The organism is Bradyrhizobium sp. NAS96.2 (assembly GCF_001908235.1).
GTDB lineage: Bacteria > Pseudomonadota > Alphaproteobacteria > Rhizobiales > Xanthobacteraceae > Bradyrhizobium.
In genome coordinates this window covers 1-26,374 of sequence record NZ_LGHK01000260.1, presented here as the reverse complement: position 1 = coordinate 26,374, position 26,374 = coordinate 1, and the positions used below count along the sequence as shown (strand labels likewise).

The window sequence follows — 26,374 nt, the reverse complement described above, 5'->3', positions numbered from 1 at the left end:
GTCGCCTGCGCCCGTAAGCTCCTCATCTTCATCAATACTGTCGTCGCTCGCGGCACTCCGTGGCAGCCGATGCACCCCGCAAGCTAACGGTTGCTCAGGATGACGGAGCTGGCTTCACTTGCTGGGTAAAAGCGTCATTCGGGCAATTGCAAACCTGCCCGCTTCCAGGACGCCAGTTCCATGACCTGACGATCGACAGATAATTCACTTGCCTCACGTCCCACCACTCCATAATATGACGATCGTAATTTCATGGAGAGCAGGACCATGAGCCTGGATGATCACCCCACGGTCAGGGCTGTGCGGGCGCGCAGCAGCCAGCACGTCCGCGACGTCCCGGTGTCATCGGAACTGCTCAAGCGGATTGCGCGGGAGTGCGGCGCCGACGACGTCGGCATCATCGAGTTCGAGCGCGCCGCCATCGCGCCGCAGCGGGACTTCATCCGAAAAGTCTACGGCCGGACGCGGTCCCTGCTCGCGATCGCCTGCCACATGAACCGCGAGCCGGTGCGCTCGCCGTCGCGATCGGTCGCCAATGAGGAATTCCACGGCACCTACGACCACGTCAACGAGACCGCCCGCGCCATCGTTCGCGCGCTCGACGAGCACGGCATCCCGGCCTGCAACTCAGTCGCCGCCTTCCCGATGGAGATGGACCTGCCCAGGATCATGATGGTCCAGCACAAGCCGATCGCGGTCGAAGCCGGCCTCGGCCGGATGGGAATCCATCGCAGCGTGATCCACCCGAAATTCGGCAGCTTCGTCCTGCTCGGCACTGTCCTGCTCGGCTGCGAGGTGGACGCCCACGACCATCCGATCGACTACAATCCCTGCCTGGAATGCAAATTGTGCGTCGCCGCCTGCCCGGTCGGCGCCATCAAGCCCGACGGCGGCTTCGACTTCCTGTCCTGCCACACCCACAATTATCACGACTTTCTCGGCAACTTCACCCAGTGGGTCGAGAAGGTCGCGGATTCGAAGGACGCCAGGGATTATCGCGCCCGCGTGCCCCGCACCGAGACGCTGAACATCTGGCAATCGCTGTCGTTCAAGCCGGGCTACAAGGCGGCCTACTGCATCTCGGCCTGTCCGGCCGGCGAAGACGTGATCGGGCCCTTCCTCAGCGATCGCGACGCGCATTTCGCCGAGGTGGTGCAGCCGCTGATCGACAAGGACGAGTTCGTCTACGTGCTCCCGGATACCGACGCCGAGGACACGGTGACGCGGCGCTTTCCGCACAAGAAGATGCAGCATGTCACGTCCGGCCGGCATACCGGCAGCATCCAGGCCTATATCTTCTCGTTGTCGCTCGGCTTCCAGCGCGGCCGGGCGCGCGGTCTGGATTTCGTCACGCATCTGCGCTTCACCGGGGCGAGTGCGCTGGACATGACGGTCGCGATCAAGGGCCGGGATTTGCAGGTGGTGCCGGGGCGACACGTTGGAGAGGCGGCCCTGTCCATCACGGCCGACACCCAGGCCTGGCTGCGCGTGCAAAACCGCGATCTCGATCTTGCCGATGCAATCGCCGCCGGGCTGGTGAGCCATAACGACGAGAAGCTGTTCGCGGCCTATATGCGGTGCTTCCCGCTCTGAGCGCGCTACTCACACCAACAGGCCGCCGCCATCCACCGCAAGGGTCTGCCCGGTCACGTAGCTGTTCAACATCAGATAGACATAGGCGGTGGCCGCCTCATCAGGCGATGCGGCGCGCGGCAATGGCAAGCCTGCCACATAGCCGCTCACCCTCTCCTCCGGCATTTGCCTGACGCGTTCAGTGAGGATGAGTCCCGGGCACACGGCGTTGACGCGGACCGGCGCGAGATCGACGGCAAGGCCGCGGGCCAGGCTCTCCATCGCGCCCGCCGCCGCGGTCACGAACGGCATGCCTTTTTGCGGACGATGCGCCAGCATGCCGCCGGTCAGCGTGATCGATCCGTTCGGCGCGATCGCGCGGCTGCCGTGCTTGACCGCCGCAAGCGAGCCCCAGAAGCGGAGGGTAAGCGCCTCGCGCGCGACGCCAAGATCAAGATCGCGCACCGCGCCGAACGCCGGCAGGCCCTGATCGCCTGCGGTGATCGCGAGGTGATCGAAGCCGCCGACCTGTTCGAAGAAGCGCGACACGCCGGCTTCGTCGCGCAGATCGACGGTGAGGCCCGAGGATCCCGGCAGCCGCGTGACCGCGGCATCGACATTGGCGGCATTGCTGGAGGCGATCACCACCTCCGCGCCCCGCTCCCGCGCGAGCGCGGCGACGGCAAAGCCGATCCCCGACGATCCTCCGATTGCGATCACGCGCTTGCCGGCGAGCGACATCATGGCGTCTGTCATGGTCGTGCTCCGCCGCGCCTTACGCGAAATAAGCGGGGTGATCGATGTCGGCGAGCAGGCCGGGCTGCTGCGGCTGCCAGTCGAGCCGCGACCGCGTCCGCGCGCTCGAGGTCGGCACATCGAAGGCGACGAACCGGCCGAACATGCCGAAATGCTCGGCCGCCTCCTCCGGAGACTTCGACACCAGCGGAACGTCGAGCCGGCGCGCGATGACCTCGGCGACCGCCTTGAACGGCACGCCCTCATCGGCGACGGCATGGAACGGCCCGCCCTCGACGCCGCGCTCGAGCGCCAGCCGGTAGACCCGCGCCGCATCCAGCCGGTGCACGCCGGGCCAGCGGTTCTGTCCCTCGCCGATATAGGCAGAGACGCCCTTCTCACGCGCAAAGGCGATGAGGCGCGGCACGAAACCGTGGTCGCCATGACTATGCACCGAGGGCGGCAGCCGCACGACGGCGGCACGCACGCCGCGCGCTGCCACGGCCATCGTCGTCGCCTCGGACGCACGCGGATAGGCCTCGGAGACGGGAATCGGCGGATCGTCTTCGGTCGCGACGCGCCCCTGCGCCACCCGTGCGACGCCCGAGGTGGTGATCAACGGCCGCTTCGAGCCTTCGAGCACGACGCCCAAAGTCTCGATCGCGCGGCGATCATCCGCGCAGTTCTGGGCGAATCTCGAAAAGTCGTGGTTGAAGGCGCAGTGGATCACCGCATCGGCTTGCGCGGCGCCGCTCTTCAGGCTGTCGAGATCCTCCAGCGTTCCGTAGTGGACCTCGGCGCCGGCGGCGGCGAGCGCTTCGGCCCCCCTGTCGGAACGGGTCATGCCGAGCACCTTGTGGCCGGCGGCAATCAGATCATTGGTAACTGCCGAGCCGACCCAGCCGGTCGCTCCAGTGACAAACACGCGCATCAGCAAGTCTCCAGGTTTTGCTGGAGACAAATCTGGGCTGCCGCGCTATCCTGGTAAAGTAGTGACCTTATCATGGTATAACGACTAACAGGATGAGCGAACCGCTCGCGCATGAGAACCTGCTCGGCGTCTACCTGAAGGACCGACGCAGCAAGCTCGATCCGGCGACCTTCGGCTTTCCGCCGGAGCGGCGGCGCACCCCTGGGCTACGCCGCGAGGAAGTGGCGCAGCGCGCCAACATCTCAGCGACCTGGTACACCTGGCTCGAACAGGGCCGCGGCGGCGCGCCGTCGGCCGACGTGCTCGACCGCATCGCGCGGGCGCTGATGCTGACCGATGTCGAACGCGAGCATCTGTTCCTGCTCGGCCTCGGCCGCACGCCCGAGGCGCGCTACCAAAGAAGTGAAGGTGTAACGCCGCGACTGCAACGCGTGCTCGATGCGCTGGAGCCGCGCCCCGCGGTGGTCAGGACCGCGACCTGGGACATCGTCGCCTGGAACCGGGCCGCGACCGTGATGCTGACGGACTACGGATCGCTGCCGCCGCGCGAGCGCAACGTGCTGCGCTTCATGTTCCTCGATCCGCGCGTCCGGGCCGCGCAACACGACTGGGCCAGCGTAGCGCGCTTTGTCGTCGGCGCCTTCAGGGTGGACGCGATGCGCGCTGGCGCCGCTGCGGAGGTGCAACCCTAGGTCGACGAACTCTGCCGGCTGAGCCCGGAATTCGCGGCACTGTGGCGCGACAACGACGTGCGTACCCATGGCGAAGGCGTCAAGCAGCTCCGGCACCCGATCCTCGGCCCGGTCAAGTTCGAGTATTCGGCCTTCGCAGTCGACGGCCGGTCCGACCTCAGCATGATCGTCTACAATCCGATCGACCCCGAGGTGACGGAGAAGATCCGCGGGCTGATGGAGGCTCAGCCTGCGAAGGCCTAATCCCGCGCCGCCGCCGTCGGCCGCCACACCAGCAGCCGCTTCTCCACCATCGTCACGCCCATGTCGATCAGGATGACGAAGGCCGACAGCACGAACATGCCGGCGAACACGCCGGCGACGTCGAACACGCCTTCGGCCTGCTGGATCAGGTAGCCGAGGCCGGCCGCGGAGCCGAGATATTCGCCGACCACCGCGCCGACCACGGCAAAGCCGACCGAGGTGTGCAGCGAGGAGAACATCCAGGACAGCGCCGACGGCCAGTAGACGTGGCGCATCAGCTGCCGCTCGTTCATGCCGAGCATGCGGCCATTGTCGAGCACCGTGGTCGGCACTTCCTTGACGCCCTGATAGACGTTGAAGAACACGATGAAGAACACCAGGGTCACGCCGAGCGCGACCTTGGACCAGACGCCGAGCCCGAACCACAGCGCGAAGATCGGCGCCAGCACCACGCGCGGCAGCGCGTTGACCATCTTCACATAGGGATCGAACACCGCGGCGACGCGCGGCTGCCGTGCGAACCAGAAGCCGACCAGGATGCCGCCGGCCGAGCCGATCACGAAGGCGAGGATCGATTCCCACAGCGTGATCGCAAGATGTTTCCAGATCACCCCGGTCGAGAACCACTTTACAATCTGGCTGAAGACGTCGACCGGGTTGGAGAAGAAGAACGGCGGCAGCAGCACCTTGCCGAACACAGGCACGGTGGAAAAGACCTGCCACAGGGCCAGCGTGACGACGGCGACCAGGACCTGCAGGGCCAGCAATGTGACGCGCGACATCAGGCGGCTCCCGCCTGCGTCGACTGCACATAGCCCTTCATCACCTCGTCCTTCAGCACGCCCCAGATCTCGCGGTGCAGGGCATGGAAGTCCTTCTCCATCCTGACCTCGGCGATGTCGCGCGGCCGCGGCAGCGTGATGCGCCAGTCGCCGATGATGCGCGCCGAAGGACCGGCCGACATGATCACGACGCGGTCGGCGAGCGCGATCGCCTCCTCGAGATCATGGGTGACGAACAGCACCGCCTTGCGGTCGGCGGTCCACAATTCCAGCAGCAGATTGCCCATGATCTGCCGCGTCTGGGCATCGAGCGGGCCGAACGGCTCGTCCATCAAGAGGATCTTCGGATCGCGGATCAGGACCTGCGCCAGCGCCACGCGCTTGCGCTGGCCGCCCGACAGCATGTGCGGATAGCGGCCCGCGAACGCGCCGAGCCCGACCGAGGTCAGCCACCTCTGCGCACGCGCGAGCGCATCAGCGCGCGGCGTGCCCCGGATCTCGAGCCCGATCGCGACATTGTCGATCGCGGTCTTCCAGGGGAATAGCGCATCGGCCTGGAACAGGTAGCCGGCGTCGCGGTTGAGGCCGTTCAGCGGCTTGTCGAAGATCCGCGCCGTTCCTGCGGCGGGCTTCAACAGCCCCGCGGTCACGTTGAGCAGCGTCGACTTCCCGCATCCGGTCGGACCGACAATGGCGACGAATTCGCCGTGATCAACTGAAAGATTGGCCTGTTCGACCGCAGTGTAGACGCGTCCGTCCGCCAACCGAAACGCCACCGTCGCACCGTCAAGCGCGACCGCCGTCGGCTCCGTCATCGCCACGATTCCTCCCGAAATTTTCGGAGATGGCTTACCGGTTCGGGCCGGCAAGTTCAACGCATGAAGATGGCGCAGGCCGTGGTCACGCAGTTTTCAGGCAAATCGGGTTGCGCATTGCAACAACATCGTCGAGGCTGCGGGCCAACGCGGTAGAAGGAGACAATCATGCGGATCGCAGTGGTAGGCGCCGGAGGTGTCGGCGGCGGCTTTGGTGCGGCCCTCGCACATGCCGGCGCCGACGTCACCTTCATCGCACGCGGCGCCCACCTCACCGCCATGCGCAGCGAAGGCCTGAAGGTTCAGGGCGGCCGCGGCGAAAGCCATCTGGTCCCGACCCAGGTGACCAACGACCCCGCAAGCGTCGGCCCGGTCGATATCGTGCTGTTCTGCGTCAAGCTATGGGATGTCGAAAGTGCAGGCGAGCACATCAAGCCCATGGTCGGTGCCGACACCGCGGTGATCCCGCTGCAGAACGGCATCGACGCGCCCGACCGGCTGATCCCGATCCTCGGTCGCAATGCCGTGATGGGCGGCGTGGCGCAGATCTCGGCCTCGATCATCAAGCCCGGCGTGATCAACCAGGTCGGCACCTTCATGCGCATGATCTTCGGCGAGCTCGACGGCCGGATCACGCCGCGCGGCAAGGCGCTGCTCGAGCTCTGCCTGAAGGCCGGGTTCGATGCGACGCTGAGCGAGCAGATCAACACCGAGCTCTGGATGAAGTTCGTAGGTCTCGCCACCAATGCCGGCATGACTGCGGTAACGCGCCAGCCGATCGGCAGGCTGCGCGACGATCCCGATCTGCGCCCGCTTTTCGTATCGGCCTGCGAGGAGATCATCGCCATCGCCAATGCCAGCGGCATCAAGCTGCCGCCGGACCCGCTTGCGAAAGTGCTCGACTTCATCGGACACGCGCCGCCGGCGATGAAGGCGTCGATGGCGCTCGATCTCGAGCGCGGCAACCGGCTCGAACTACCCTGGCTGAACGGCAAGGTGGTCGAGCTCGGCAGCAAGCTCGGCGTGCCGACCCCGACGCACGATTTCCTTTATGCGGTGCTGAAGCCCTATGCGATGGGCACGCCTGCGTAGGCAGGCGGCCGCGGCTTGCAGCCGCAGCCCCGCTCAAGCATGTTGCGGTGGGGCGAGCGTGGCGACCTGATCGGGATGCACCGTGATGGCCGTGCCGCCGTGTCCGTCGCTCGCGGCGACGAAGGTGGATGCCATGTAGTTTCCGAGCAAGGCGATGCTGGCGGCGTGGACGCCGTCCGAGACCGTGACCGATCCGCCTGTGCTGTTGCCGGTAAAGCCCACGGTCTGCCCAGCCACAAAATTGATGTCGGCGAAATCGATCGCGTCGGCTCCCGTCATGCCGGCGACGGTGCCGGAGAAGCTGGCGGGGTCGTCGAGCCTGAGCGTCCCGGAGTCCGATGCAAAGGAGATGTGAGCCGCGCTCGCTGAGGCAAGCTCGAGGGTCTGTCCGGCCGGAATGATCGAGGGATCGCTGATCGTGAAGGCGCTGGACCAGGCGCCCCAGACGGTCCCGTCATTGGCCTTGATCCAGAGCGTGTCGGTGCCCGATCCGACGTGATACGCAAGCTGGGAGAGCTGCGAGGCCGAGACGATGTTGTCCTGATTTGCTCCGAGAGCAACACCGTTCAGCGTGAAGTAGCCGTTCCCGCCTCCACTATTCCAGACATCATACGATGTCGCGGAACTGCCGAACGGATCCGAATAGCTGAAGAGCGAGGACACCGCGAAGGTCTGGCCTTGAACGGACAGCGTGCTCGAATGGGTCGGAGTCAGAACGGGACCGGTGTCGACCGGCGCAGTCACGGTGAACGCACTTGACCATGCTCCCCAGACGGTGCCGTCGTTGGCGCGGACCCATAGCGTGTCCGCGCCCGAGCCGGATTGATAGGTCAGCGACGCCAACTGGGCTGCCGTGACATAATTGTCCTGGCTGGGCGCAAGCGGCGAGCCGCCGAGAACGAAGTGCCCGCCACCCGTGCCGGTGTCCCAGACGTCATATTGGATCGCAGCGCTGTTGAAAGGATCGCTGTAGGCGAACAGCGACGAGGCCGCATAGCTCTGGCCGTGAGCGGCAACAATGTTCGACACCGTCTCGACGGGTCCGCTGTCGACCGGAGCATTGATGGTGAAGGCGCTCGACCATGCCCCCCACGCCGTGCCGTCATTGGCCCGGATCCAGAGCGTGTCGGTCCCAGAACCGGATTGATAGGTCAATGACGACAGCTGCGCGGCTGTGATGTAGTTGTGCTGATTGGCGGACAGCGCCACCCCGTTCAGAACGAAGTGCCCGCCGCCTGTGCCCGTATCCCAAACATCATATTGGGTCGCAGCGCTGTTGAACGGATCGCTGTAGGTGAACAGCGACGAGGCCGCATAGCTCTGGCCGTGAGGCGCGATGATGTTCGACACCGTCTCAACAGGCCCGCTGTCGACCGGAGCGTTGACCGTGAAGGCGCTCGACCATGCCCCCCACACCGTACCGTCATTGGCCCGGATCCAGAGCGTGTCGATGCCGGAGCCGGATTGATAGTTGAGCGAGGCGAGCTGCGCTGCCGTGATGTAGTTGTCTTGACCGGCCGGCAGCGCCACCCCGTTCAGAACGAAGTGCCCGCCGACGGTGCCGCTATCCCAGACATCGTACTCGACGGCGGGGCTGTTGAACGGATCGCTGTAGGTGAACAGCGACGAGGCCGCGTAGCTCTGGCCGTGAGGCGCGACGATGTTCGACACCGTCTCAACAGGCCCGCTGTCGACAGGGGCGCTGACGGTGAAGGGATTCGACCACGCGCCCCACACCGTGCCGTCATTGGCCCGGATCCAGAGCGTGTCGGTGCCGGAGCCGGATTGATACCTGAGCGACGCCAACTGGGCGGGCGTGATGTAGTTGTCCTGGTTGGCCGACAGCGCCACCCCGTTCAGGACGAAGTGGCCGCCACCTGTTCCCTTGTCCCAGACGTCATACAGCGTTGCAGGACTGCTGAACGGGTCGTAATAGGTGAACAGAGACGAGACCGCATAACTCTGGCCGTGAGCCGCGACGACGTTCGACACCATCGCGACGGGACCGCTGTCGACCGGAGCAGTGACGGTAAAGGCGTTCGACCACTGTCCCCACACCGTCGAGTCGTTGGCCCGGATCCAGAGCGTGTCTGCGCCCGAGCCCGACTGATAGGTCAATGACGACAGCTGCGCGGCCGTGATGTAGTTGTCCTGATTGGCGGCAAGCGCCACCCCGTTCAGAACGAAGTGGCCGCCGCCGGTGCCGGCGTCCCAGACGTCGTATTGGGTGGCTGCGAGGCCGAACGGATCGTAGTAGGTGAACAGCGACGACGCGGCAAAGCTCTGGCCGTGCGATGCCGTCACGTTTGCGACCGTCACCACGGGCCCTTCCGGGACCGCCGTGAATTCGGCCCAGGTGCTCCAGAATACGCCATTGAACGCCCGCACCCACAGCTGGTCGCTCGCGGGACCGAACTGATAGGCAATGTTGGACCACTGTGACGCAGCGACGTCGATCTCGACCCCGTTTGCCTGCGCGACCCCGCCCACGGTGAAATGGCCGTTTCCGGTGGAGTCCCAAAGCCCATACTCGATTACGGGCAGTGTACCGCTCGTCACATAGAACATGGACGATGCTGCAAGCGAGGTTTGCACGCGGCCGGTTATGTTGGACGCGACCACGGTCGGCGCGACATCGACGGCGCCGGAATTGTCGATGACGAAGTCGCCGCCCTCGCTGGCAATCTGGGTGAGCGATACTTCGAACTGCACATCCCAGTTCTGGCCGGGATAGCTGTTGCCCCATGGATTGCGAACGATGAAATTGCCCGTCGAGCTGTCATAGCCGACAACTCCGAAAGCGTGATCCGGGACCAGCTGGATATTTCCGGCGCTGTCATAGGTGTACGGCGACGTCGAAGGAATCTCGAGGATGACGTCATCGTAGCTGGCGAGCGCCGCGATATAGACAGACTTGTTGCTATACCAATTGGACGCGCTGCTCATGTAATAGTTGACGCTCGTCGCGTCGGTCAGATTCTCCAGGACGTCGGTTGGGGGATCCGCGGAGATGTTGTTGTAGCTGTTGACCGCCGGGTGCCCGATTTGCCCCGTTGCGCTGAGCTGCGCATATGCCTTTTCCACCAAGGCAACCCACATTGCAGTGGGTTGCTCATTGTAGTTGTGGGCATAGTCGAGTTCGGTCCCATTGACGGTCGGAAACACGCCGTTGACGGTTTCCCATGTCTCCTGCCCATTGACATAGAAGCGCACGCCATAGGTGCCGTTTCCATTGTCGACGAACATGGAACTCAGGACCTGGGGATGAAAGACGACGACGTCGATCAATCCCGACATCAGTTCGCAATCGCCGTCGGCTCCCTGACAGATGTCGTTGACGGTGGCTGCGCCCGCCGAGGAATACAACGGTCCGACAACTGCGCTGTAGCCTTGCAATGTCCAGCCGTTCGCATCCGGCGGCAAGGTCGGATCCGGAAGATCGGTTCCCAAGAACCATTTTCCGATCAGCTCGGACATCTGCGTCGACGTCGTGCCGACCTGCAGATTGCCTAGCGTGACATGTATCGTACTGCCCCCGGTCCAGGTGGCGTTCGCCGGATTGCCGTCAACGAGCTGGAGGAAAAGATGGGAGACATAGTCCGATGTGGAAAGACCGCTGTTCAGATTGGCCGCAATCACCTGCAGCGAGTTCAGCTCATTCGCGGTCACGCTGCCGCGATTGGCGACGTCGGCCAGCAAGTCATAGGCTTCGGTGTAGGTGAAAACCCCGTCCGCAGCAAAGTTGAGCATGTCGGACTTGATGCCGCTGTCGACCAGGGAATAGACCCAGCTTGCAGTCATGGAATTCCTTCGCAAGTCTTGACGCGATCTGATTGCTGCCGACCAGGCCGATCCTGGCGAGGGTGCATGCGTCCCGTCGAGACGAATCCAGCAATGGAATATGTAACTATCGCGTTAGTTGTGGCCGAATTCGAAGTGTGTGTCGATCTTGCCGAACGCGGCCGTCAACCAAGGGAACCCGCATTATCGTGAGGATTCGTTAATGTCTGCCTGATACGGCGCCCGCGGCCGGAGATAGCGGCCGGGTGCGGCTTCCCCGAGGCACGGGTCCTGCGGCTGGTGTTCGATGTGCGGGGCGGCCCCGCGTCAGCGCGCGTGATGCCGTCCGCGGTACGCCCGGCGTTTCGGGGGTGGCGGCGGCGCGAAAAAGGGATTCTCCGAGCAGATCGCGCTCCGGCCCGAGGCGGTGGCCTGGCACTGCGGGATCGAGGTGAAGCTGCAATTGATGTAGTTTCCGCCCTGCCGGCCCTCATAAACATGCATGCACACTGGATAGTTCGGATCGTAGGCCTGCCCGGCGGCAGGTCCGGCCAGGGCGACCGCAGCTGCGGCGATCGCGAACAGTTTCAGGCGCATCGGTCTCTCCTTGTCGTGGCGGGAGGTTCCCCACAACTGCCGGAGTTAGTCAACATCAGGGGCGGCGCGACGGCCATGCGGCCCATCACACGCTGACGACCTGCCGATGCGCGAGCGCGCTAATTGGCCGGTTGGCGGTGTCGCTTGACCCGCTCCCTGGGCTGCGGTCTCGGGCCCTTGTAGAAGGGATTGACCGAGCACGTCGCCGATCGCCCTGACGCCGTTGCCTGGCATTGCGGGAGCGACGTGAAGCTGCAATCGATGTATTCGGGCGTCAGCCGGCCGCCATAGACTTCCATGCACACCGGATAATTCGGATCGTACATTTGCGCAGCGGCGGGCCCGGCGATGCCAACGCCGATGGCGGCGAGCATGGTGAGTTTCAAGCGCATCGCGTGCTCCTCCAGCTTGGTGCGGACCGCGCGGACCCGGCTATCGCTGTTCGCCGGCCGGCTTGCCGTCGTCTTCACCCAGACAGCGGATCATGAAGGCCGTCGTGTCCCGCGGCAGGACCTGCGCGGCACGCGCCTTGAGCCGGCATTCGAGCTGCGCGATCTGGCGCGCCCGCTGCCGCTCCGACGGCAGCGTCGATTGCCGCAACCGGCGCAGGGTCATCGGCGAGCCATCCGACTCGAAGCTGAGATCGTACTTCCTGCCGTTCTGGTCAGTGGCAGCGCAGGTGATGGTCGACACCTGCCGCGTGACGAAGCTTCCAACCTGGCGACAGGAGCCTGTCGACATCTCGACCAGCGGCACCGGCAGGCCGTCGACACGCGGACGGTCGCTCGACTTCAGCAACATGCGATCGACGGCGAGTTCGAACAGATTGTCCTGGGTGCGCTCGGTGCTCTCGCCGGAGAACGAGACGATGTGGCTCTTGTCGGCGGGATCGTCGAGCACCACGGTGAATTCGGAACGGCCGCGCAGGGTGTGGAAATAGGCCACCGCCTTGCAGGTATAGTTGCGGCCGGCGACGGTGACATTGCGGCAGGTGCCAGACATCAATGCATACAGGTCGACGTCGTAGACCGGGCCGGCGGCCACCGCGAGCGCAGGCCAGCAGACGACGGCAACCGCAATCAATTGAGCGAAACGGGAGATCATGCTGAAACGGTCGAGAACACGGTCGTTGGAGAAGTCCATGGCGCAAGGTCGCCGATTTCCACGGACTGTGCAACGAAGAAGCGGGCCTAAATGTGGAAGCCCCGCAGTCGACCGGGGAACGCAGGGCAAGCCGTGCTGGAAAGGCCGCGGCCCTCGCGCCTTGCGTCAGATTTGCGGGCCGGACAGAGTGACCTCGCGCTCCGCACGGAACACGTTGCTGTAGAGGTTCGCGATCCACTGACGGCCGCTTGCCGTCATGTTCAGGCAGTTGATGGCGCCCTGGATGTGCGGCGCAACCATATTCCAGTAGAATTGCGGATAGCGGTCGACGATATCCGCCGGCGATTCATAGCCGAGCTGGCGGTTGATGCCGACTTCCTCGAACTCGTGATAGAGCGCGTTGGCTTTCCTGATGTAGTTGGGATCGCCGAGTTGCCCGATGAAATCGGCCGCCCGCACGATCGCCGCCTCGTCGTCATATTGCTGGCCTTCGGGCGACGGAAACCGCGTGCCCTCGATGTTGCGCGCGACGCGCTCGCGATCGAGCGGCAGCACCGCCTCGAGCCTGTCGAGCACATAGAGCTTGGAGCGGTCGACGTGATACGGCATCAGGCCGGCATCCGACGAGCCGCGCGGCAGCACGACCTTGTTGCCTGACGCATCGATGACGTATCCATCCGGTCCATCGCCCTTCAGCAGGCCGCGCACATAGCCGATGTCGTGCGTCAGGCAGGCGATGATCGTGTGGGTGTAATCCTCCGCGGTGACATGGGTATGCAGCGCGCGGCCACGGATGATGTCATGCCCGGCCAGCGTGACCAGCATCGTGTGCTCGACATTGTGGTAGAGCGCGTCGCTGTTGCCGATGCATTCCAGCGCGATGCGCGCGGCAGCCGGCAACAGTTCGCCGAACCGGGCCTGCGAGGCCCCGAAGGTGCGGCTGACATGGGTGGCGAGAAACTTCTCCAAAGCACCTGCCGCCAACTCAGGTAACGTCATCATCGATGCAGCCCCCGACCGCGCAACGTTCCTCACTCGCCCCGATCTCACGTCGTAGTTGGGGAGCAATTATAGCTTATCTGCGGGCGTGCGGCTACGCGCTGGCGGGCACGCGATTCGTTCAGCCGTACTTTCCCGGTCTTGCCGGCTGTGACACCAAAGTCGCTGATAATGGCATGAACCGTGCATGATTCGGTTCAGACCGGGTTAATCCTACGGATAAACACCATCATGCTCGTTACGCTCGTCGCCATCCTCTGCAATGCTCAGCTCTGCATGGAAAAAGTCGTCACCAACAGCGACCAATCCGGCATCACCATGGGCGCCTGCGCCGTCAGTGCCCAAATCGGCATCGCCGACTGGCTCGCCAAGGGGCCGTATCACGATTGGCGCTTGCAGAGCTATAAGTGCATCATGGGCAAATACGTACCCAAGAACGAAGTGTGATGTGTGCTCACAGCCCCCGAGGGGGCTGACCCGCTTCGCCTGCCCAACTGGAACAGCCTGCGAAACCGCGTGATGCAGGCGCGTGCACCTCAAGTCAAAGTCCATTTTATGGGCTATCACTGTCGTTCACGATGGTGAGAGACCTGAGGTCGTCCAGGAATGGCCAGAGAATGCCCGCAACGCCGTTGATCGCCTACGCGCATGTCGGCAAGAGTTTTGACAATGGTCGCGTGGTGGCGGTCGACGACGTCTCGCTTGACGTCGCCGAGGGTGAATTTCTGGCTGTTGTCGGCGGCTCGGGCTCCGGCAAGACGACGCTGCTCAGGCTGGCCAACCGCCTGATCGAGGCCGACCGCGGCCAGATCGCCGTCGAGGGCGAAGACGTCAGCCGCCTCGATCCGATCCTGCTGCGGCGCCGCATCGGCTATGTCTTCCAGAACGGCGGGCTGTTTCCGCATCTCAGCGTCGCGGGCAACATCGGCATCACGCCAAGACTGCTCGGCTGGCCGCAGGCGGAGATCGCAGCGCGGGTCGACGAACTGCTCGCTCTCGTGCGGCTCGACCATGCCCAACATCGCGACCGCCTGCCGCACGAGCTCTCCGGCGGCCAGCGCCAACGCGTCGGCGTCGCGCGTGCGCTGGCTGCGAAGCCGCGCATCGTGCTGATGGACGAGCCGTTCGGCGCGCTCGATCCGCTGACCCGCGACGCGCTCGGCGACGATTATCGAACCCTGCATCGCGAGCTCGGCCTGACCACGGTCATGATCACCCATGACATGACCGAAGCACTGCTGCTGGCCGATCGGGTCGCGGTGATGCGCGGCGGCAGGCTGCTCGCCCTGGGCACGGCAGCGGAGCTCGCGGCCAACAGCGATGCCTATGTCGGCGAACTCCTGCGCACGCCGCGACGGCAGGCCGAGCGCCTCGGCGCATTGCTGCCGCGGGACGGCACGGCATGAGCGATCCACGCTGGAGCGAGGCGCTTGCGCATCTGCCCGACTACCTCGGCAATCATGTCCGGGTCAGCGTCGCCGCGCTGGCGCTCGGGCTTCTGATCAGCCTGCCGCTTGCGATCATCGCCCGCAACCGGCCGGTGCTGCGCGGCGCGCTGCTCGGGCTTGCCAGCATCGTGCAGACCGTGCCGGGTCTGGCGCTGCTCGCGCTGTTCTATCCGCTGCTGCTGGCGCTCACTGCTGTGACCACGGCATGGCTCGGCTTCAGCTTCTCCGCCTTCGGATTCCTGCCGGCGGTGCTGGCGCTCGCGCTCTATTCGATGCTGCCGGTGTTGCGCAACACCATCACCGGCCTGTCGGGCGTCGATCCGGCGGTGCTGGAGGCCGCCGAGGGCGTCGGGATGACGCCGCGGCAATCGCTCACCATGGTCGAGCTGCCGCTGGCGCTGCCGGTGATGATGGCGGGGATTCGCACCGCCGCGGTGTGGGTGATCGGCACCGCGACGCTGTCGACGCCGATCGGCCAGACCAGCCTCGGCAATTACATCTTCGCGGGGCTACAGACCCAGAACTGGGTGTTCGTGCTGTTCGGCTGCTTCGCCGCCGCGGTGCTCGCGCTGGTCGTCGACCAGATGCTGGCGCTGATCGAGAACGGCCTGCGCAATCGCAGCCGCATCCGCGCCGCGCTCGGCGGGCTCGGCATTGCCGCGCTGATCGCGGCGACGCTGGTTCCGGCGCTCGCACGTCCGCAGGCGCGCTACGTGGTCGGCGCCAAGACGTTCACCGAGCAATATGTGCTGTCGGCGCTGATGGCGCAGCGGCTGCAAGCGGCCGGTCTTCCGACGACGACCCGCGCCGGCCTCGGCTCCAACGTCATCTTCGATGCGCTCGCTGCCGGCGATATCGACGTCTATGTCGATTATTCCGGCACGCTGTGGGCCAACCAGTTCCACCACAGCGACATCAGGCCTCGCGCCGAGTTGCTGAGCGAGCTCAAGACGACGCTGGCGATGCAGGACATCACGCTGTTCGGCGAGCTCGGCTTCGAGAATGCCTATGCGCTGGTGATGCCGAAGAAACGCGCCAATGAGCTCGGCATCCATTCGATCGCCGACCTCGCCTCGCACGCCGCGACGATGTCGATCGCCGGCGACTATGAATTCTTCTCGCGGCCGGAATGGGCCGGGATCCAGAAGGCCTATGGGCTGACGTTCCGCGCCCAGCGGACGATGCAGCCGGATTTCATGTATGCCGCGGTTGCCTCCGGCGAGGTCGACGTCATCGCGGGCTATACGAGCGACGGGCTGATCGCAAAGTACGACCTGGTCACGCTCGCGGACGACAGGCACGCGATCCCGCCCTATGACGCGATCGTGCTGCTGTCGCCGAAACGGCACGACGACGAGGCGCTCAAGGCGGCGCTGCGGCCGGTGCTCGGCAAGATCGGCATCGCCGCAATGCGCGAGGCCAATCTGCGCGCGTCGGGCAACGATGCATCATCATCGCCCGACGCCGTGGCGCGCTGGCTGTGGGAAAAGGTCGGGCCGCGCTAGCGCTATCGTCATTGCGAGGAGCGATAGCGACGAAGCAATCCATTGCTCCCCACACGCGGATAGATGGATTGCTTCGCTTCGCTCGCAATGACGAGGTTGGATTCCTTACGCCCTCACCTCCTGACGCTGGAACAGGACGTAACCTGCGACGAACAGCACGATGGTGCAGGCGATCAGGCCGACCGTCTGCGGCCAGGCGATCATCACGCTCTGGCCGAACGGCAGCGGGGCGCCCATCACCGCGCCGCGGATCTGGTCGAGGAACACCGGGCCGAGCGTGCGCGTGGTCGGCGACAGCACCGCCAGCATCGCCTCGCCGAACAGATCATTTGGTGAAAAGCGCTGCAGCAGCTGGGTCCAGATCGCGGTGCCCGGCGTGTCGAGCCCGAGCACGGCAAAGCGCGGATCCGGCGGCACGATGGCTTGCGCGATCGCCGGCGCCAGCATCGGCCACAGCACGGTCAGGAACAGCCAGATGCCGAGCGCCACCAATGCCGCGGTCGCCGGCGAGCGGAACACGATCGAGAGCAGCATCGCGAGCGACAGCCAGACCCCGGCATAGAAGATCGCGATCACCAGGAAGGCGAGCGAGCGGGAGATCTCTTCGCCGCCCGGCGGCACGCCAAGGAAGATCAGGCCGAGCCCAATCACCAACAGCCACAGCGCGGTCAGGCTGATCGCGATGGTCGCGAGCCCGGCGAGATATTTGCCGAGCAGCAGCGCATCGCGATAGATCGGCTGCGCCAGGATCCGCGACAGCGTGCAGCGGTTGTGCTCGCTGTTGATCAGGTCGAAGCCGAGCCCGATCGCCATCAGCGGGATCAGGAAGCCGAGGATGGCGACAAAGGACGGCAGCGGCGCCTGGCTCACCGTGAACAGCCGCAGCAGCAGGAACGGATCCTCCGCGGTGTTCTGGCGCAGCGCGGCGATCGCCTCGTAGAGCGCCGCCATTGCTGTGACCACGATCAGAAGCTCGAGCATCAGCATGCGGACGCTCGAGATGTTGTCGGACAGCTCCTTGACGAAGACGGCCCCGACGCCCTGGAATGCTGAACCTTCACGCCGCATCGCGCACGCCTCCTGACGGGGGGACCTGGAAGCAACGAGCGTAGATCGCCTCTAAGCTCGGCTCATCGACCGAGAGCCGCCGCAGCGCGCCGTTGGCCGCCACCACCGCGCGTGCCGCATCGGCCCTCACGTCGCGGTCGGCGGTCATACGGAAGCGGTCATCGGCGAGCGTCTCGACATTGCCGACGCCCGGGATCGCCGCAAGCCGCCGGGCAATCCCGGCGCCGTCGGCCTCGACCTCGACGACGAAGCCCGCGCCCAGCACCTGGACCGAGAGCTCGGCCACCGAGCCCATCATCGCGATCTTCCCGACACGGAACAGCGCGACACGGTCACAGACGCGCTGGACCTGGTCGAGCATGTGCGAGGACAGCAGCACGGTGACGCCCTCGGCCTTCAACTCCCTGATCAGGTCGAGGAATTCGATCGTCGCCTGCGGGTCGAGACCCGAGGTCGGCTCGTCGAGGATCGCGATCTCGGCGCGCTTGACGATGATCTCGGCAAGCCCGAGGCGCTGCCGCATGCCGCGCGAGAAGGTCGCAACCCGCTTGTCGGCGACGTCGAGCAGGCGCACGCAGGTCAGCGCGGCCGCGATCCGCCGCGACCGCTCGGCCACCCCGAGCCCCATCAGCTTGGCGGCGTAGGCAAGGTTCTCCACCGCGGTCAGATGGTCGTAGAAGCCGACGGCGTCGGGCAGGTAGCCGACCCGCCGCTTCACCTGTAGCGGCTGCCGCGCCGGATCGAAGCCGAGCACGCTGACCCGGCCGGCCGAGATCTCGGTGAGCCCGAGCATCATCAGGATGGTCGTGGTCTTGCCGGCGCCGTTCGGGCCGAGCAGCCCGAACACCTCGCCCTTGGCGATGTCGAAGTTGATGGCGTCGACGACACTGGTCTTGCCGTAGCGCTTGGTGAGATCGCGTGCTGCGATGACGGCCTCCGGCCGTGTTGCAGCAGTGTGGTTCTGCTGCTCGCTCATCGCCGTCCGAACCTCGCAACGGCGCCCAGCATCAACAGCAGCGCGACGCCGATCACGCCGGCCCCGGCCATGCCCCAGACGGTGGACGTGCTCACGGTGACGCGGAACTGGCTCGAGGCCGTCTCGCCGCGCGAGGTGGCGCGCATTCCGACCTGGTAGTCGCCGGCGAGCGACTTGTCGCTCGGCGTCACCAATGCCTGAACCTCGGTATCCTTGCCGGGCACCAGCCGCTCGATCTTGGCGGGCTGGAACGTGACCTTCCAGCCGCTCGGCGCGGTCGCGGCAAGCTCGATATTCTCGGCCGGCGCGGTGCCGCTGTTGGTGACGACAACCGGGATCGTGCTCTGCTCGGCGGCGACCGCGCGCGCACTGAGCAGCCCGTCACGGCCGGAGAGCTGGAGCTGCGGCTGGCCGGCGACGTCGAGCGCGACCTCGGTCTGCGCGGTCGCATCCTCGGCGTTGACCGTGACCTTGACGGGGAAATGCCCGGCATCGATCGCGCTCGGCGGCCGCACCTTGAGCTTGATGTCCTTGGACTGCCCGGCATCGATCGGGATCGAGGACAGTTCCTGTGTGCCATAGGCCTCGGTGAACGAGGTCTCGAAGTTCTGCGGCGCCGCCGCGGCAAAGCTCGCGACCAGGTTGCGACCACTGTCGTTCTTGATGGTCAGCGTGTACTCGAAGTTCGATTTCGGGCTGCCGCGCAATTCGGGAAGCTTCGACGACACCGTCAGCTTGGCCGGCAGCTCCTTGGCGAGCGCGACCACGATCGGCAACGTTGCCTCGCTGCCCTGCCCTTCGGCCTTCACCGTCAAGGTCTGCTCGGCGAGCGAAGCATTGGCGGGTACGTCGAGCCGAAGCTGCAACGGCACGCTGGAGTCGGGCGCCGGCATCGCGGCCGCAACCGGCTGGCCGCCGCCGAGCAGCGTCGCGGTCCAGCCGCTCGGCACGCCCTCGACCGAAAGCTTGTAGCGCTGCGGACCGAGATCGTAGTTCTGCAAACGCAGCGAGATGTTGGACGTGGTGCCGGGCCTGATGGTGACGGCCGGATAGTCCGTCATCATGTAGAGCCCCTTGATGTCGTGAGGCGGCTCGGCGGCATAGGCTGAGGGAATGGCAAGAGAACCAGCAAGGGGAACAGCAAGTCCGAAGGCGACGACAAGGCGCGCAACATCGAGCGCTCGCATGGGCAAACACTCCTGCAAGAAGGGCGGGATTGGTTGATTTGACGCTGCGCGCCGATGAACATCGTGGCAGCGGCGCGACCGATCATCGAGCCAATCGTGACGAAATCTCGGCGAGGTAATTACAAATGAGTAATGCACGCGGTTTCGCGCAGGCGACCTTCGTCTACCGACGTTAGTCTAGTTCGTGACGCGATCGCCTTGATGTGCGGATCAGTCGTTGCGACTGCGCATGCCGCGGCCGGAACGTTCCGGCGCGAAGCATGCTCAAAGTCCCTTGATGATCCCCGCGTCGATCAACAGGCGGTTGAAGCGGCGCGCCTCCGCGCCATCCCTGCAGGAATAGAACGCGCCGTTGCAGCGAAGCATGATCGCCTTCTGCTCCTCGAACGAGGGATCGAGCGGAATGCCGGCGGCTTCCTGAATCACCAGCGGCAGATAGGCGGCATCGATCGTGTCCATCACCGCCGGGCTCTTCACCGGCTCGAAGTTGACGGCATCGATCGCGTAATATGTCGCGTAGTAGCGCGGATCGTAATCCATCAGCTTCTTGCCGATGCCGGCCTCGTCGAGCTCGGGATCGAGCAGCTGCGGCGAGAACTCCGGCTGGTGATCGCCGTAGCGCACGATCAGGAACGGCTGCGCCGGGAACTTCTTCTTCAGCGCCGCGACAAAGCCGGCATAGTCGTTGGCGCTCATGGTCTGCCGGCGCAGATATTCATCGACCGACGGCGTATTGCCCGGCCGCTTCCAGGACGGCAGCAGCTCGGGACGGAATTTCGTCTCCCAGGGGAAATGATTGGCGGCGAGATAGACGAAGGTGAACAGCGGCGCACTGAGCGTCTTCTGCTCGGCCATCAGCTTCAGCGCCTTGTCGTAGAAGAAGCTGTCGGGCTCGACGTCCTTTGCATGCAGATCATGCGCGTCGTAGAAATGCTGGATGCCGGTCGTGGTCTGGAAGCTGCGCGCACTCATGAAGGCGCCGAACGCCGGATATAGCGACAGCGTATCGTAGCCGCAGCGGCGCAGCGCCAGCGGCAGGCCGCGCTCGACCCGGCCCGACGCGATGCGGGTGACGAAATAGGCGAACCGGCCGAACGAGCGCGAGGACAATCCCGCCAGCACGTTGTACTCGGTGAACCAGCTCGGCCCGCCATTGCTTTCGGCAAGGAATTTGCGCTCGACGCCGTCATAGGATTTGAACTGGCCGCCATAGCCGGGCGGCACCTTGACGCCGGGTGCGGTACGGATGTCGAAACTCGATTCATCATGGATCATGATGATGTTCGGCCGTCGCCCGGCGGGATGGCAGGCTTCGACCAGCGGCATCTTGAGCAGATCGCTCGCCGAGGGATCCGACTCCATGAAGCCATAGGCGACAAAGTCCGACACCGCCGTCACGCCGGAGCGCGCGAACTTCGACAGGTAGCCGTCGTCGTAATAGCCGCGCCAGGCTTCATCCGGCCAGGCGAACGCATAGCCCGAAAGCGCCGCGGTGCAGGCAAGGCAGGCGGCCGCGGCCGGCAGGCGGCGGATGCGGAACGGATCGAGCCACCACAGCGCGTACATCAGGGGCAGCGTGACCAGGCCGGCACCGATGATCGACCAGCGCAGGTTCGGAAAGATCGTGAGCATGAACGCGGCGGTGTCGCGATCGATCACCATCAGGTCGACGAAGTTCGCGGTCATCTGCACCACGTCGTGCTTGAACCGCGACAGCAGCACCAGCACCACGACCAGCGTCAACGACAGCGCGCCCGACAGCGCCGGCCGGCGCAGCAGCGCGATGAACAGGAAGTTGAGGATCCCCCAGGCGAGCAGGAAGCAGAGCCGCGAGCCGAAATCGGTCTCGGTCCGCAACATCAGGATCAACGCGCCGAGATGCGGTGCGGCGACCGCCGTCAACCGCCAGATGCCGATCGCGGCGAGACCGCCGGCCAGTGCGGCAACCGAAGAGTTTTGCTGAGGCGCGGGCGCCATGGGCGGGACGCAATACTACCCGGCGCAATGCCACGGCCTTGACTGGCAAAGGCCAGGAGGCACACCGCACAGCCGGTGTCTGCGCCGTGTCATAAAATCGTAATTGAATCATCATGAACGCGCAATGAATTTGCCCGCCCGACCGGTGCAGCACGCCTCAGACCTTGGCCGAGGGCGCAGCGCGGCTGGCGATGCCCGCGATGAAGAGGTCGAGGATGTCGGCGGCCATCCGCTCGGCCTCCGCTTCGCCGACGCCCCAGCGCGGCAAATGGCCGTCGAGATGCATCCGCGCAAAACCATAGACCAGCGCGCGGCCGGCGATCTGGACCTGCTTCAGATCACGCATCCCGAGCTGACCGGCGGAAAATGCCTCCGCCAGCAGGCGCTCGGTCAGGCCGATCAACTCTGCATTGTCGCTGGACACGGCAGCCGAGCGGTCGTGGTCGAAGAAGCGGCGGCTGGAGATGATCTCGAAATGGGTCGGGTTCTTCATGGCCCAGCGCAGATAGGCGATCCCGAGGCAACGGAAGCGGCCGAGCGGATCGCCTGGCGGCGCGTCAGCCAGCGCCGCCTCGATCTCGGCGCGGAAGCGGCGCTGCGCCTCCTCGGCCACCACGTTCATCAGGGCATCCCGGCTCGGGAAATGCCGGAACGGCGCCCCCGGCGAAACCCCGGCGCGGCGGGCGGCCTCGCGCACGCTGACCGCCTCCGGCCCGCCCTCGCCGACCAGTTGCATGGCCGCATCGATCAGGACACGGCGGAGATCGCCGTGATGGTAGGGCTTGGCCGCCGGCGCACGCGCCGCGGCGGGCGGACGCGGCATGGCCGGTCGGCGACCAGCAGGCGGAGTTTTGGCGGGGCGACGCATAGCGCTTTAGCTCTTTGTTTGAGCATGATCTTTTCGGAAAACCGCTTCGCACTTTTCCGGATCATGCTCCCTAGCATCACCTACTCGTGAATGTAAGCACCGATTACACAGATTGACCGCGCGCGATCGCGAAATGTAACTGGTGATTACATCAACATCGGGAGGCACGACATGACGACGCGTCGGAACTGGTTCGAGGGCTGGCGGCTGTTCGGCCTGCTCACGCTGACCCTGATCGGGCTTTCGATCTGGATCGCCGCGATGCGGCAGTTCGAGGTCGAGGGCGTGCGGATGGTGATCCGCTTCACGGCGCGGACTTCGCTGCTGTTGTTCTGCCTCGCCTTCTCCGCCGCAGCGCTGGCGCGGCTCTGGCCGGGCGCCTGGACGCACTGGCAGCGCCGCAACCGCCGTTATCTCGGCGTCACCTTCGCGGCGTCGCACGCCATCCATGCGGTCGCGATCACCGCGTTCGCGATGCTCGATCCGGCCGGCTTCGCGGCCGCGACCTCCATCGTCTCCTACATCTTCGGCGGCATCGGCTATCTCGTCATCATAGCGCTGACCGCGACGTCGTTCGACCGCACGGCTGCGCTGCTCGGTTCACGCGCCTGGCGCAGGCTGCATCTGATCGGCGGCTACTATCTGCTGCTGCAGTTCATGGTCTCGTTCGGCAAGCGGATCCCGGAGATGCCGCTCTACGCGCTGTTTCTCGTGCCGCTCGCCGCGGTGTTCGCGCTCAGGATGATCGGCATGGTCGCGCGGCCCGCACCACGCGAGGCGCAGGCGGGCTGAGATCAGGAGAGCTCACACCAAATGAAACTTGCGGCCGAGCCGGCGATGAACCGACAGCACCGCGCGATCGACGTCGCTGATCAGGCTGTCGCCGAGCACGACGTTCGGAATCTCCCAGTTGCGCCCGATCTGCGCATCGGGGAGCGCGGTGACCGCCGGCACGCGCGCGGTCTCGCAGCCGGGCTGGGCGCGCAGCGCCTCCTCCGCAAGCTGGGTCAATTCGTCCTGGCTCTTTCCGTCGGTCATGACCGCGGTCCTGACTCCGGAAGATGGCTCACTGATGGCCGAGATTCTCCAGTTCCTTGGCGCGGGCTTCCGTCATGCTGCGCATGCATTCGCCGGCATCGAGCCGGGCGATGGTGCCCTCGCCGAGGTCGTAATACAGGCAGTTGGCGTCACGGTACTGGATCCGCAGCCGCTGCGCGGTGCGCAGCTGCTCGCGCTGCTTGTCGCCGGCGGCATCCTTCAGCGCCTGCTGATAGGCGACGTTCATTCGCTTATCCCATTGCGCGGTCTTGGCCTTGAGGCATTCGACCATCTGATAGGTGCTGCCATCGCAGGATTGCGCGGGATCGTCCTGATCGCCGGCCAGGGCCGAGGAAGCGGCGATGATGAAAGCGGCCGCAACCATGGCCCTCTGCCCGCGCGCGCCTGTCGTGAGAGCCGATGTCATGCCGTCTTCCCTTTCCGATTGGTCCTGCAGCCGGACCATATATGAGTGCGCCCACGATGCATCCCGTTCACGTCAGGCCGCACCCCGGCTGGCCTTCCCGATCCGCGCAGGATATTTCATGGGCGTGGAGGCACCATGCGGCGCAACCTGACGCCTGTGATCATTCTGGCCGTGGTCGGCCTGCTCGTCGGCGGGCTGTTTCGCTATGCCTTCGATCGGCCCAACGAGGCGTCGGTCGCGAACTACGTGCGCAGCGCCATTGAGGGCGCCGCCATCACCCTGATCGTCTGGGCCACGCACCTCTATCTGGCCGCGCGCGGTGGCTGGCTGCGGCAACGGCCGCTCATTGTCGAGTTGCTTGCCCGCTCCGTTATCCTCGCCGTCACCGTCGCGGTTGCCGCGATTGTGCTGGAGGTCGTGCTCAACGAGCACGGGATCGACACGAAATTTTTCCGCGAAACCTTCCTGAAGATCATCGGCGTCTCCCTGCTGCTATCGATCCCGATCACAGCGATCTACGAGCTGGTGCGGATGATCGGCGGACGGACCCTGCTCAACGTCGTGCTTGGACGCTATCGCCAGCCGGTGCGCGAGGACCGGGTGCTGCTGTTTCTCGATTTGGTCGGCTCGACGACGCTGGCGGAACAGATGGGCGAGCTGCGCGTGCAGGAGCTGTTGACGCGCTTCTTCTCCGACATCGACGCGCCGATCGTGGCGCATGGCGGCGAGGTGCACGCCTATGTCGGCGACGAGGTCATCGTGACCTGGCCGGTCGACGCCGGCCAGCCGCTGCGCTGGCTCGGCTGCGTGTTTGCGATCGCCGATCGCCTCGCCAAGCGTGCCGACTATTATCGCAAGCAGTTCGGCGTGGCGCCCACGTTCCGGGCCGGAATGCATGCCGGTCCGGTGGTCGTCGCCGAATGCGGGGACTCGCGGCGGCAGATTGCCTATTTCGGCGATACCGTGAACGTCACGGCGCGGTTGCAGGCGCATTGCAAGGAGGCTGACCGACCGCTGCTGATCTCCGGCGAGCTGCTTCGCCTGCTGCCGTCGGAGCTGGATTTTGTGGTCGAGCCGCTCGGCGCGACGCAATTGCGCGGCCGCGCCGCATCGATCGATATCTTCGCCGTCGCGCGGCGCGCATCGTCCTAAACAATCCCTTAAAGCGCACCCGCCTCGGCGGTTGCATCGAAAGCACGAATTGAATCGTATCCGGTCGCGGCCCGTTAAGGATGGCAACGGACCCGTATTTGCACCGCGTTCCACCTTAACGCAGGTGTAAGGTGGCTATCGATATCCTGCAGTCTGTTGTTATCAAAGAAAACAAGGTTGCCCATCGATGACGCAACAGGCGTCACAATCGATTATTTCCGAACTCGAGGATGCGGTCCGGGACGGGACATCGGCCAAACGCGTGCAGACGCTGCGGCAGGTCACCGATCTGTTCCTGAACGACGGCGACCGCCTCAACGATGAACAGGTCAAGGTGTTCGACGACGTGCTCTGCCTCCTGGTGGCGCGCGTCGAGACGCGGGCACGGGCCGAGCTCAGCAAGCGGCTCGCGCCGCTCGACTACGCGCCGTTTGATGTGATTCATCACCTTGCCTGGGACGACGACATCGGCGTCGCCGGCGAGGTGCTGACCCACTCCAGCCGCCTCTCAAACGCCGCACTGCGCGAGATTGCCAGCAGCAAGGGACAGGACCATCTGTTCGCGATCTCCGCGCGGGAAAACCTGCCCGCATTCGTCACCGACATGATCATCGATCGCGGCGAGGACAGGGTGATCCGGCGCCTCGCCAAGAACGCCGGTGCGGAGTTCTCCGACAACGGCTATTCCACGATCGTCGCCCGCGCCGAAGGCGACGACGAGCTGGTCGAGATCCTCGGCCTGCGCATCGATATTCCGGCCAAGCTGCTGCGCGACCTGCTGCTGCGCGCCAAGGAGACGGTGCGCGCCCGCCTGCTCGTGATCGCATCGCCCCGGGCGCGCGAGGAAATCAGCCAGGTGCTGAACGACATTGCCCAGGAAGAGGCCGCGGCGCCGCGCCGCAACTACGGCATCGCCGAAGAGCTGGTCAAGCTGATGAAGCAGCTCAACGAGCTCGACGATGTAGCGGTCTACAAGTTCGCCGAGGACGGCAAGTTCGACGAGGTCACGGTTGCGCTCGCCGTGCTCAACGACATGCCGATCGGGATGATCGAGCGCCTGATGCTCGGGCTGCGCTCCGACCTGCTGCTGATCCCGTGCCGCTCGGCAAAGCTCAACTGGCCGACGGTCGAAGCCATCCTGCGCAAGCGGCCGCTGCCGCATGCCATCGATCATGCGACGCTCGAGGTCGCGCACCGCGATTACCGGCGGCTGTCGCTGGAAACCGCCCAGCGCACGGTGCGGTTCTGGCAGCTGCACAACCGGATCGAGAAGCAGCCGATGGCGGCGGGATAATCGCCGCCAGCGTTTTCGCAGCAAAGAAAAAGGGTGGGCAACGCAATTGCCCACCCTTTTTTATAGGTGCGTAGGGTGGGTTACGCTTCGCT

24 protein-coding genes and 1 pseudogene are annotated in these 26,374 nt (G+C 65.1%); 9 read left to right on the top strand and 16 right to left on the bottom strand.

Annotated features, from left to right (window positions below; all coding sequences use genetic code 11):
• Positions 1–267 precede the first annotated feature (267 nt).
• The gene (locus AC628_RS38235) at positions 268–1,593 is read left to right on the top strand and encodes a 4Fe-4S binding protein (protein WP_074131805.1); all 1,326 of its coding nucleotides are present in this window, start codon (positions 268–270) and stop codon (positions 1,591–1,593) included.
• 9 nt (positions 1,594–1,602) lie between these two features.
• On the opposite strand, the gene AC628_RS38230 is transcribed toward AC628_RS38235, so the two are convergent.
• Positions 1,603–2,328: an SDR family oxidoreductase gene (locus tag AC628_RS38230; RefSeq protein ID WP_210190319.1), complete on the bottom strand. Its 726-nt coding sequence runs from the start codon at positions 2,326–2,328 to the stop codon at positions 1,603–1,605.
• Between the two features lie 19 nt (positions 2,329–2,347).
• Positions 2,348–3,238, bottom strand: coding sequence for an SDR family oxidoreductase (locus AC628_RS38225; RefSeq protein WP_074131810.1), 891 nt, complete (start codon positions 3,236–3,238; stop codon positions 2,348–2,350).
• Between the two features lie 92 nt (positions 3,239–3,330).
• Between AC628_RS38225 and AC628_RS38220 the strand changes: the two are divergent.
• Positions 3,331–4,173, top strand: a pseudogene (locus tag AC628_RS38220) (helix-turn-helix transcriptional regulator).
• Here AC628_RS38220 and AC628_RS38215 read toward each other — a convergent pair.
• Positions 4,170–4,955: an ABC transporter permease gene (locus AC628_RS38215; RefSeq protein ID WP_074131804.1), complete on the bottom strand. Its 786-nt coding sequence runs from the start codon at positions 4,953–4,955 to the stop codon at positions 4,170–4,172. The pseudogene AC628_RS38220 and the gene AC628_RS38215 overlap by 4 nt on opposite strands.
• Entirely contained in the window at positions 4,955–5,770 is an 816-nt protein-coding gene (locus AC628_RS38210; protein ID WP_074131803.1) for an ABC transporter ATP-binding protein, read from the bottom strand. The genes AC628_RS38215 and AC628_RS38210 overlap by 1 nt, the downstream gene beginning before the upstream one ends.
• Before the next feature lie 168 nt (positions 5,771–5,938).
• Here AC628_RS38210 and AC628_RS38205 point away from each other — a divergent pair, with 168 nt between their 5' ends.
• A complete protein-coding gene (locus tag AC628_RS38205) occupies positions 5,939–6,862 on the top strand; it encodes a ketopantoate reductase family protein (protein ID WP_074131802.1) in 924 nt (307 codons plus the stop codon).
• Between the two features lie 33 nt (positions 6,863–6,895).
• Here AC628_RS38205 and AC628_RS38200 read toward each other — a convergent pair whose 3' ends face one another.
• From AC628_RS38200 to AC628_RS38180, 5 genes are all read right to left on the bottom strand, one after another.
• Positions 6,896–10,663, bottom strand: coding sequence for a C2 family cysteine protease (locus AC628_RS38200; RefSeq protein WP_074131801.1), 3,768 nt, complete (start codon positions 10,661–10,663; stop codon positions 6,896–6,898).
• A gap of 306 nt (positions 10,664–10,969) precedes the next feature.
• Positions 10,970–11,239 carry a DUF3551 domain-containing protein gene (locus AC628_RS38195; protein ID WP_074131800.1) on the bottom strand — a complete coding sequence of 90 codons (270 nt, stop codon included), beginning with the start codon at positions 11,237–11,239 and terminating at the stop codon, positions 10,970–10,972.
• Between the two features lie 119 nt (positions 11,240–11,358).
• Positions 11,359–11,631 (bottom strand): DUF3551 domain-containing protein, encoded by a 273-nt coding sequence (locus AC628_RS38190; protein WP_074131809.1) that lies wholly within the window; start codon positions 11,629–11,631, stop codon positions 11,359–11,361.
• 40 nt (positions 11,632–11,671) lie between these two features.
• Complete coding sequence (locus AC628_RS38185; protein ID WP_245321537.1) at positions 11,672–12,382, bottom strand: hypothetical protein; 711 nt, start codon at positions 12,380–12,382, stop codon at positions 11,672–11,674.
• A 126-nt stretch (positions 12,383–12,508) separates the two neighbouring features.
• Entirely contained in the window at positions 12,509–13,345 is an 837-nt protein-coding gene (locus AC628_RS38180) for a hypothetical protein (protein ID WP_050421106.1), read from the bottom strand.
• A gap of 228 nt (positions 13,346–13,573) precedes the next feature.
• Between AC628_RS38180 and AC628_RS38175 the strand changes: the two genes are divergently transcribed.
• The 3 genes from AC628_RS38175 to AC628_RS38165 all read left to right on the top strand — a co-directional run bounded on the left by AC628_RS38175 (position 13,574) and on the right by AC628_RS38165 (position 16,295).
• Positions 13,574–13,789, top strand: coding sequence for a hypothetical protein (locus tag AC628_RS38175; RefSeq protein WP_074131807.1), 216 nt, complete (start codon positions 13,574–13,576; stop codon positions 13,787–13,789).
• A 170-nt stretch (positions 13,790–13,959) separates the two neighbouring features.
• On the top strand, positions 13,960–14,748 hold the full coding sequence (locus tag AC628_RS38170; RefSeq protein WP_074131799.1) for an ATP-binding cassette domain-containing protein: 789 nt from the start codon (positions 13,960–13,962) through the stop codon (positions 14,746–14,748).
• A complete protein-coding gene (locus AC628_RS38165) occupies positions 14,745–16,295 on the top strand; it encodes an ABC transporter permease/substrate-binding protein (protein ID WP_074131798.1) in 1,551 nt (516 codons plus the stop codon). Before AC628_RS38170 ends, AC628_RS38165 begins: the two co-directional genes overlap by 4 nt.
• Before the next feature lie 105 nt (positions 16,296–16,400).
• Here AC628_RS38165 and AC628_RS38160 read toward each other — a convergent pair whose 3' ends face one another.
• From AC628_RS38160 to AC628_RS38140, 5 genes are all read right to left on the bottom strand, one after another.
• Entirely contained in the window at positions 16,401–17,363 is a 963-nt protein-coding gene (locus tag AC628_RS38160) for an ABC transporter permease (protein ID WP_074131797.1), read from the bottom strand.
• Positions 17,353–18,339, bottom strand: coding sequence for an ABC transporter ATP-binding protein (locus tag AC628_RS38155; RefSeq protein ID WP_074131796.1), 987 nt, complete (start codon positions 18,337–18,339; stop codon positions 17,353–17,355). Before AC628_RS38155 ends, AC628_RS38160 begins: the two co-directional genes overlap by 11 nt.
• Positions 18,336–19,526: a COG1470 family protein gene (locus tag AC628_RS38150; RefSeq protein ID WP_074131795.1), complete on the bottom strand. Its 1,191-nt coding sequence runs from the start codon at positions 19,524–19,526 to the stop codon at positions 18,336–18,338. The genes AC628_RS38155 and AC628_RS38150 overlap by 4 nt, the downstream gene beginning before the upstream one ends.
• A gap of 264 nt (positions 19,527–19,790) precedes the next feature.
• Positions 19,791–21,503: a sulfatase-like hydrolase/transferase gene (locus tag AC628_RS38145; RefSeq protein ID WP_074131794.1), complete on the bottom strand. Its 1,713-nt coding sequence runs from the start codon at positions 21,501–21,503 to the stop codon at positions 19,791–19,793.
• A 157-nt stretch (positions 21,504–21,660) separates the two neighbouring features.
• Positions 21,661–22,326: a TetR/AcrR family transcriptional regulator gene (locus AC628_RS38140; RefSeq protein WP_074131793.1), complete on the bottom strand. Its 666-nt coding sequence runs from the start codon at positions 22,324–22,326 to the stop codon at positions 21,661–21,663.
• 216 nt (positions 22,327–22,542) lie between these two features.
• Here AC628_RS38140 and AC628_RS38135 point away from each other — a divergent pair, with 216 nt between their 5' ends.
• On the top strand, positions 22,543–23,163 hold the full coding sequence (locus AC628_RS38135; protein WP_074131792.1) for a hypothetical protein: 621 nt from the start codon (positions 22,543–22,545) through the stop codon (positions 23,161–23,163).
• Between the two features lie 12 nt (positions 23,164–23,175).
• On the opposite strand, the gene AC628_RS38130 is transcribed toward AC628_RS38135, so the two are convergent.
• Positions 23,176–23,409: a hypothetical protein gene (locus AC628_RS38130; protein ID WP_074131791.1), complete on the bottom strand. Its 234-nt coding sequence runs from the start codon at positions 23,407–23,409 to the stop codon at positions 23,176–23,178.
• A gap of 28 nt (positions 23,410–23,437) precedes the next feature.
• Entirely contained in the window at positions 23,438–23,836 is a 399-nt protein-coding gene (locus AC628_RS38125) for a lysozyme inhibitor LprI family protein (RefSeq protein WP_245321535.1), read from the bottom strand.
• 135 nt (positions 23,837–23,971) lie between these two features.
• On the opposite strand from AC628_RS38125, the gene AC628_RS38120 reads away from it, so the two are divergent.
• Positions 23,972–24,988, top strand: coding sequence for an adenylate/guanylate cyclase domain-containing protein (locus tag AC628_RS38120; RefSeq protein ID WP_074131790.1), 1,017 nt, complete (start codon positions 23,972–23,974; stop codon positions 24,986–24,988).
• Positions 24,989–25,175: 187 nt separating this feature from the next.
• Positions 25,176–26,282, top strand: a complete 1,107-nt coding sequence (locus AC628_RS38115) for a DUF2336 domain-containing protein (RefSeq protein ID WP_074131789.1) — start codon at positions 25,176–25,178, stop codon at positions 26,280–26,282.
• Positions 26,283–26,374: the final 92 nt, after the last annotated feature.

Bases quoted from the DNA above. Each gene is read 5' to 3' on its own strand.
- AC628_RS38225 (WP_074131810.1), bottom strand. From the start codon at position 3,238: ATGCGCGTGTTTGTCACTGGAGCGACCGGCTGGGTCGGCTCGGCAGTT.
- AC628_RS38175 (WP_074131807.1), top strand. From the start codon at position 13,574: ATGCTCGTTACGCTCGTCGCCATCCTCTGCAATGCTCAGCTCTGCATG.
- AC628_RS38150 (WP_074131795.1), bottom strand. From the start codon at position 19,526: ATGCGAGCGCTCGATGTTGCGCGCCTTGTCGTCGCCTTCGGACTTGCT.
- AC628_RS38140 (WP_074131793.1), bottom strand. From the start codon at position 22,326: ATGCCGCGTCCGCCCGCCGCGGCGCGTGCGCCGGCGGCCAAGCCCTAC.
- AC628_RS38155 (WP_074131796.1), bottom strand. From the start codon at position 18,339: ATGAGCGAGCAGCAGAACCACACTGCTGCAACACGGCCGGAGGCCGTC.
- AC628_RS38210 (WP_074131803.1), bottom strand. From the start codon at position 5,770: ATGACGGAGCCGACGGCGGTCGCGCTTGACGGTGCGACGGTGGCGTTT.
- AC628_RS38145 (WP_074131794.1), bottom strand. From the start codon at position 21,503: ATGGCGCCCGCGCCTCAGCAAAACTCTTCGGTTGCCGCACTGGCCGGC.
- AC628_RS38135 (WP_074131792.1), top strand. From the start codon at position 22,543: ATGACGACGCGTCGGAACTGGTTCGAGGGCTGGCGGCTGTTCGGCCTG.
- AC628_RS38170 (WP_074131799.1), top strand. From the start codon at position 13,960: ATGCCCGCAACGCCGTTGATCGCCTACGCGCATGTCGGCAAGAGTTTT.
- AC628_RS38125 (WP_245321535.1), bottom strand. From the start codon at position 23,836: ATGACATCGGCTCTCACGACAGGCGCGCGCGGGCAGAGGGCCATGGTT.
- AC628_RS38200 (WP_074131801.1), bottom strand. From the start codon at position 10,663: ATGACTGCAAGCTGGGTCTATTCCCTGGTCGACAGCGGCATCAAGTCC.
- AC628_RS38160 (WP_074131797.1), bottom strand. From the start codon at position 17,363: ATGCGGCGTGAAGGTTCAGCATTCCAGGGCGTCGGGGCCGTCTTCGTC.
- AC628_RS38185 (WP_245321537.1), bottom strand. From the start codon at position 12,382: ATGGACTTCTCCAACGACCGTGTTCTCGACCGTTTCAGCATGATCTCC.
- AC628_RS38215 (WP_074131804.1), bottom strand. From the start codon at position 4,955: ATGTCGCGCGTCACATTGCTGGCCCTGCAGGTCCTGGTCGCCGTCGTC.
- AC628_RS38190 (WP_074131809.1), bottom strand. From the start codon at position 11,631: ATGCGCTTGAAACTCACCATGCTCGCCGCCATCGGCGTTGGCATCGCC.
- AC628_RS38230 (WP_210190319.1), bottom strand. From the start codon at position 2,328: ATGACAGACGCCATGATGTCGCTCGCCGGCAAGCGCGTGATCGCAATC.
- AC628_RS38130 (WP_074131791.1), bottom strand. From the start codon at position 23,409: ATGACCGACGGAAAGAGCCAGGACGAATTGACCCAGCTTGCGGAGGAG.
- AC628_RS38235 (WP_074131805.1), top strand. From the start codon at position 268: ATGAGCCTGGATGATCACCCCACGGTCAGGGCTGTGCGGGCGCGCAGC.
- AC628_RS38120 (WP_074131790.1), top strand. From the start codon at position 23,972: ATGCGGCGCAACCTGACGCCTGTGATCATTCTGGCCGTGGTCGGCCTG.
- AC628_RS38165 (WP_074131798.1), top strand. From the start codon at position 14,745: ATGAGCGATCCACGCTGGAGCGAGGCGCTTGCGCATCTGCCCGACTAC.
- AC628_RS38195 (WP_074131800.1), bottom strand. From the start codon at position 11,239: ATGCGCCTGAAACTGTTCGCGATCGCCGCAGCTGCGGTCGCCCTGGCC.
- AC628_RS38115 (WP_074131789.1), top strand. From the start codon at position 25,176: ATGACGCAACAGGCGTCACAATCGATTATTTCCGAACTCGAGGATGCG.
- AC628_RS38180 (WP_050421106.1), bottom strand. From the start codon at position 13,345: ATGATGACGTTACCTGAGTTGGCGGCAGGTGCTTTGGAGAAGTTTCTC.
- AC628_RS38205 (WP_074131802.1), top strand. From the start codon at position 5,939: ATGCGGATCGCAGTGGTAGGCGCCGGAGGTGTCGGCGGCGGCTTTGGT.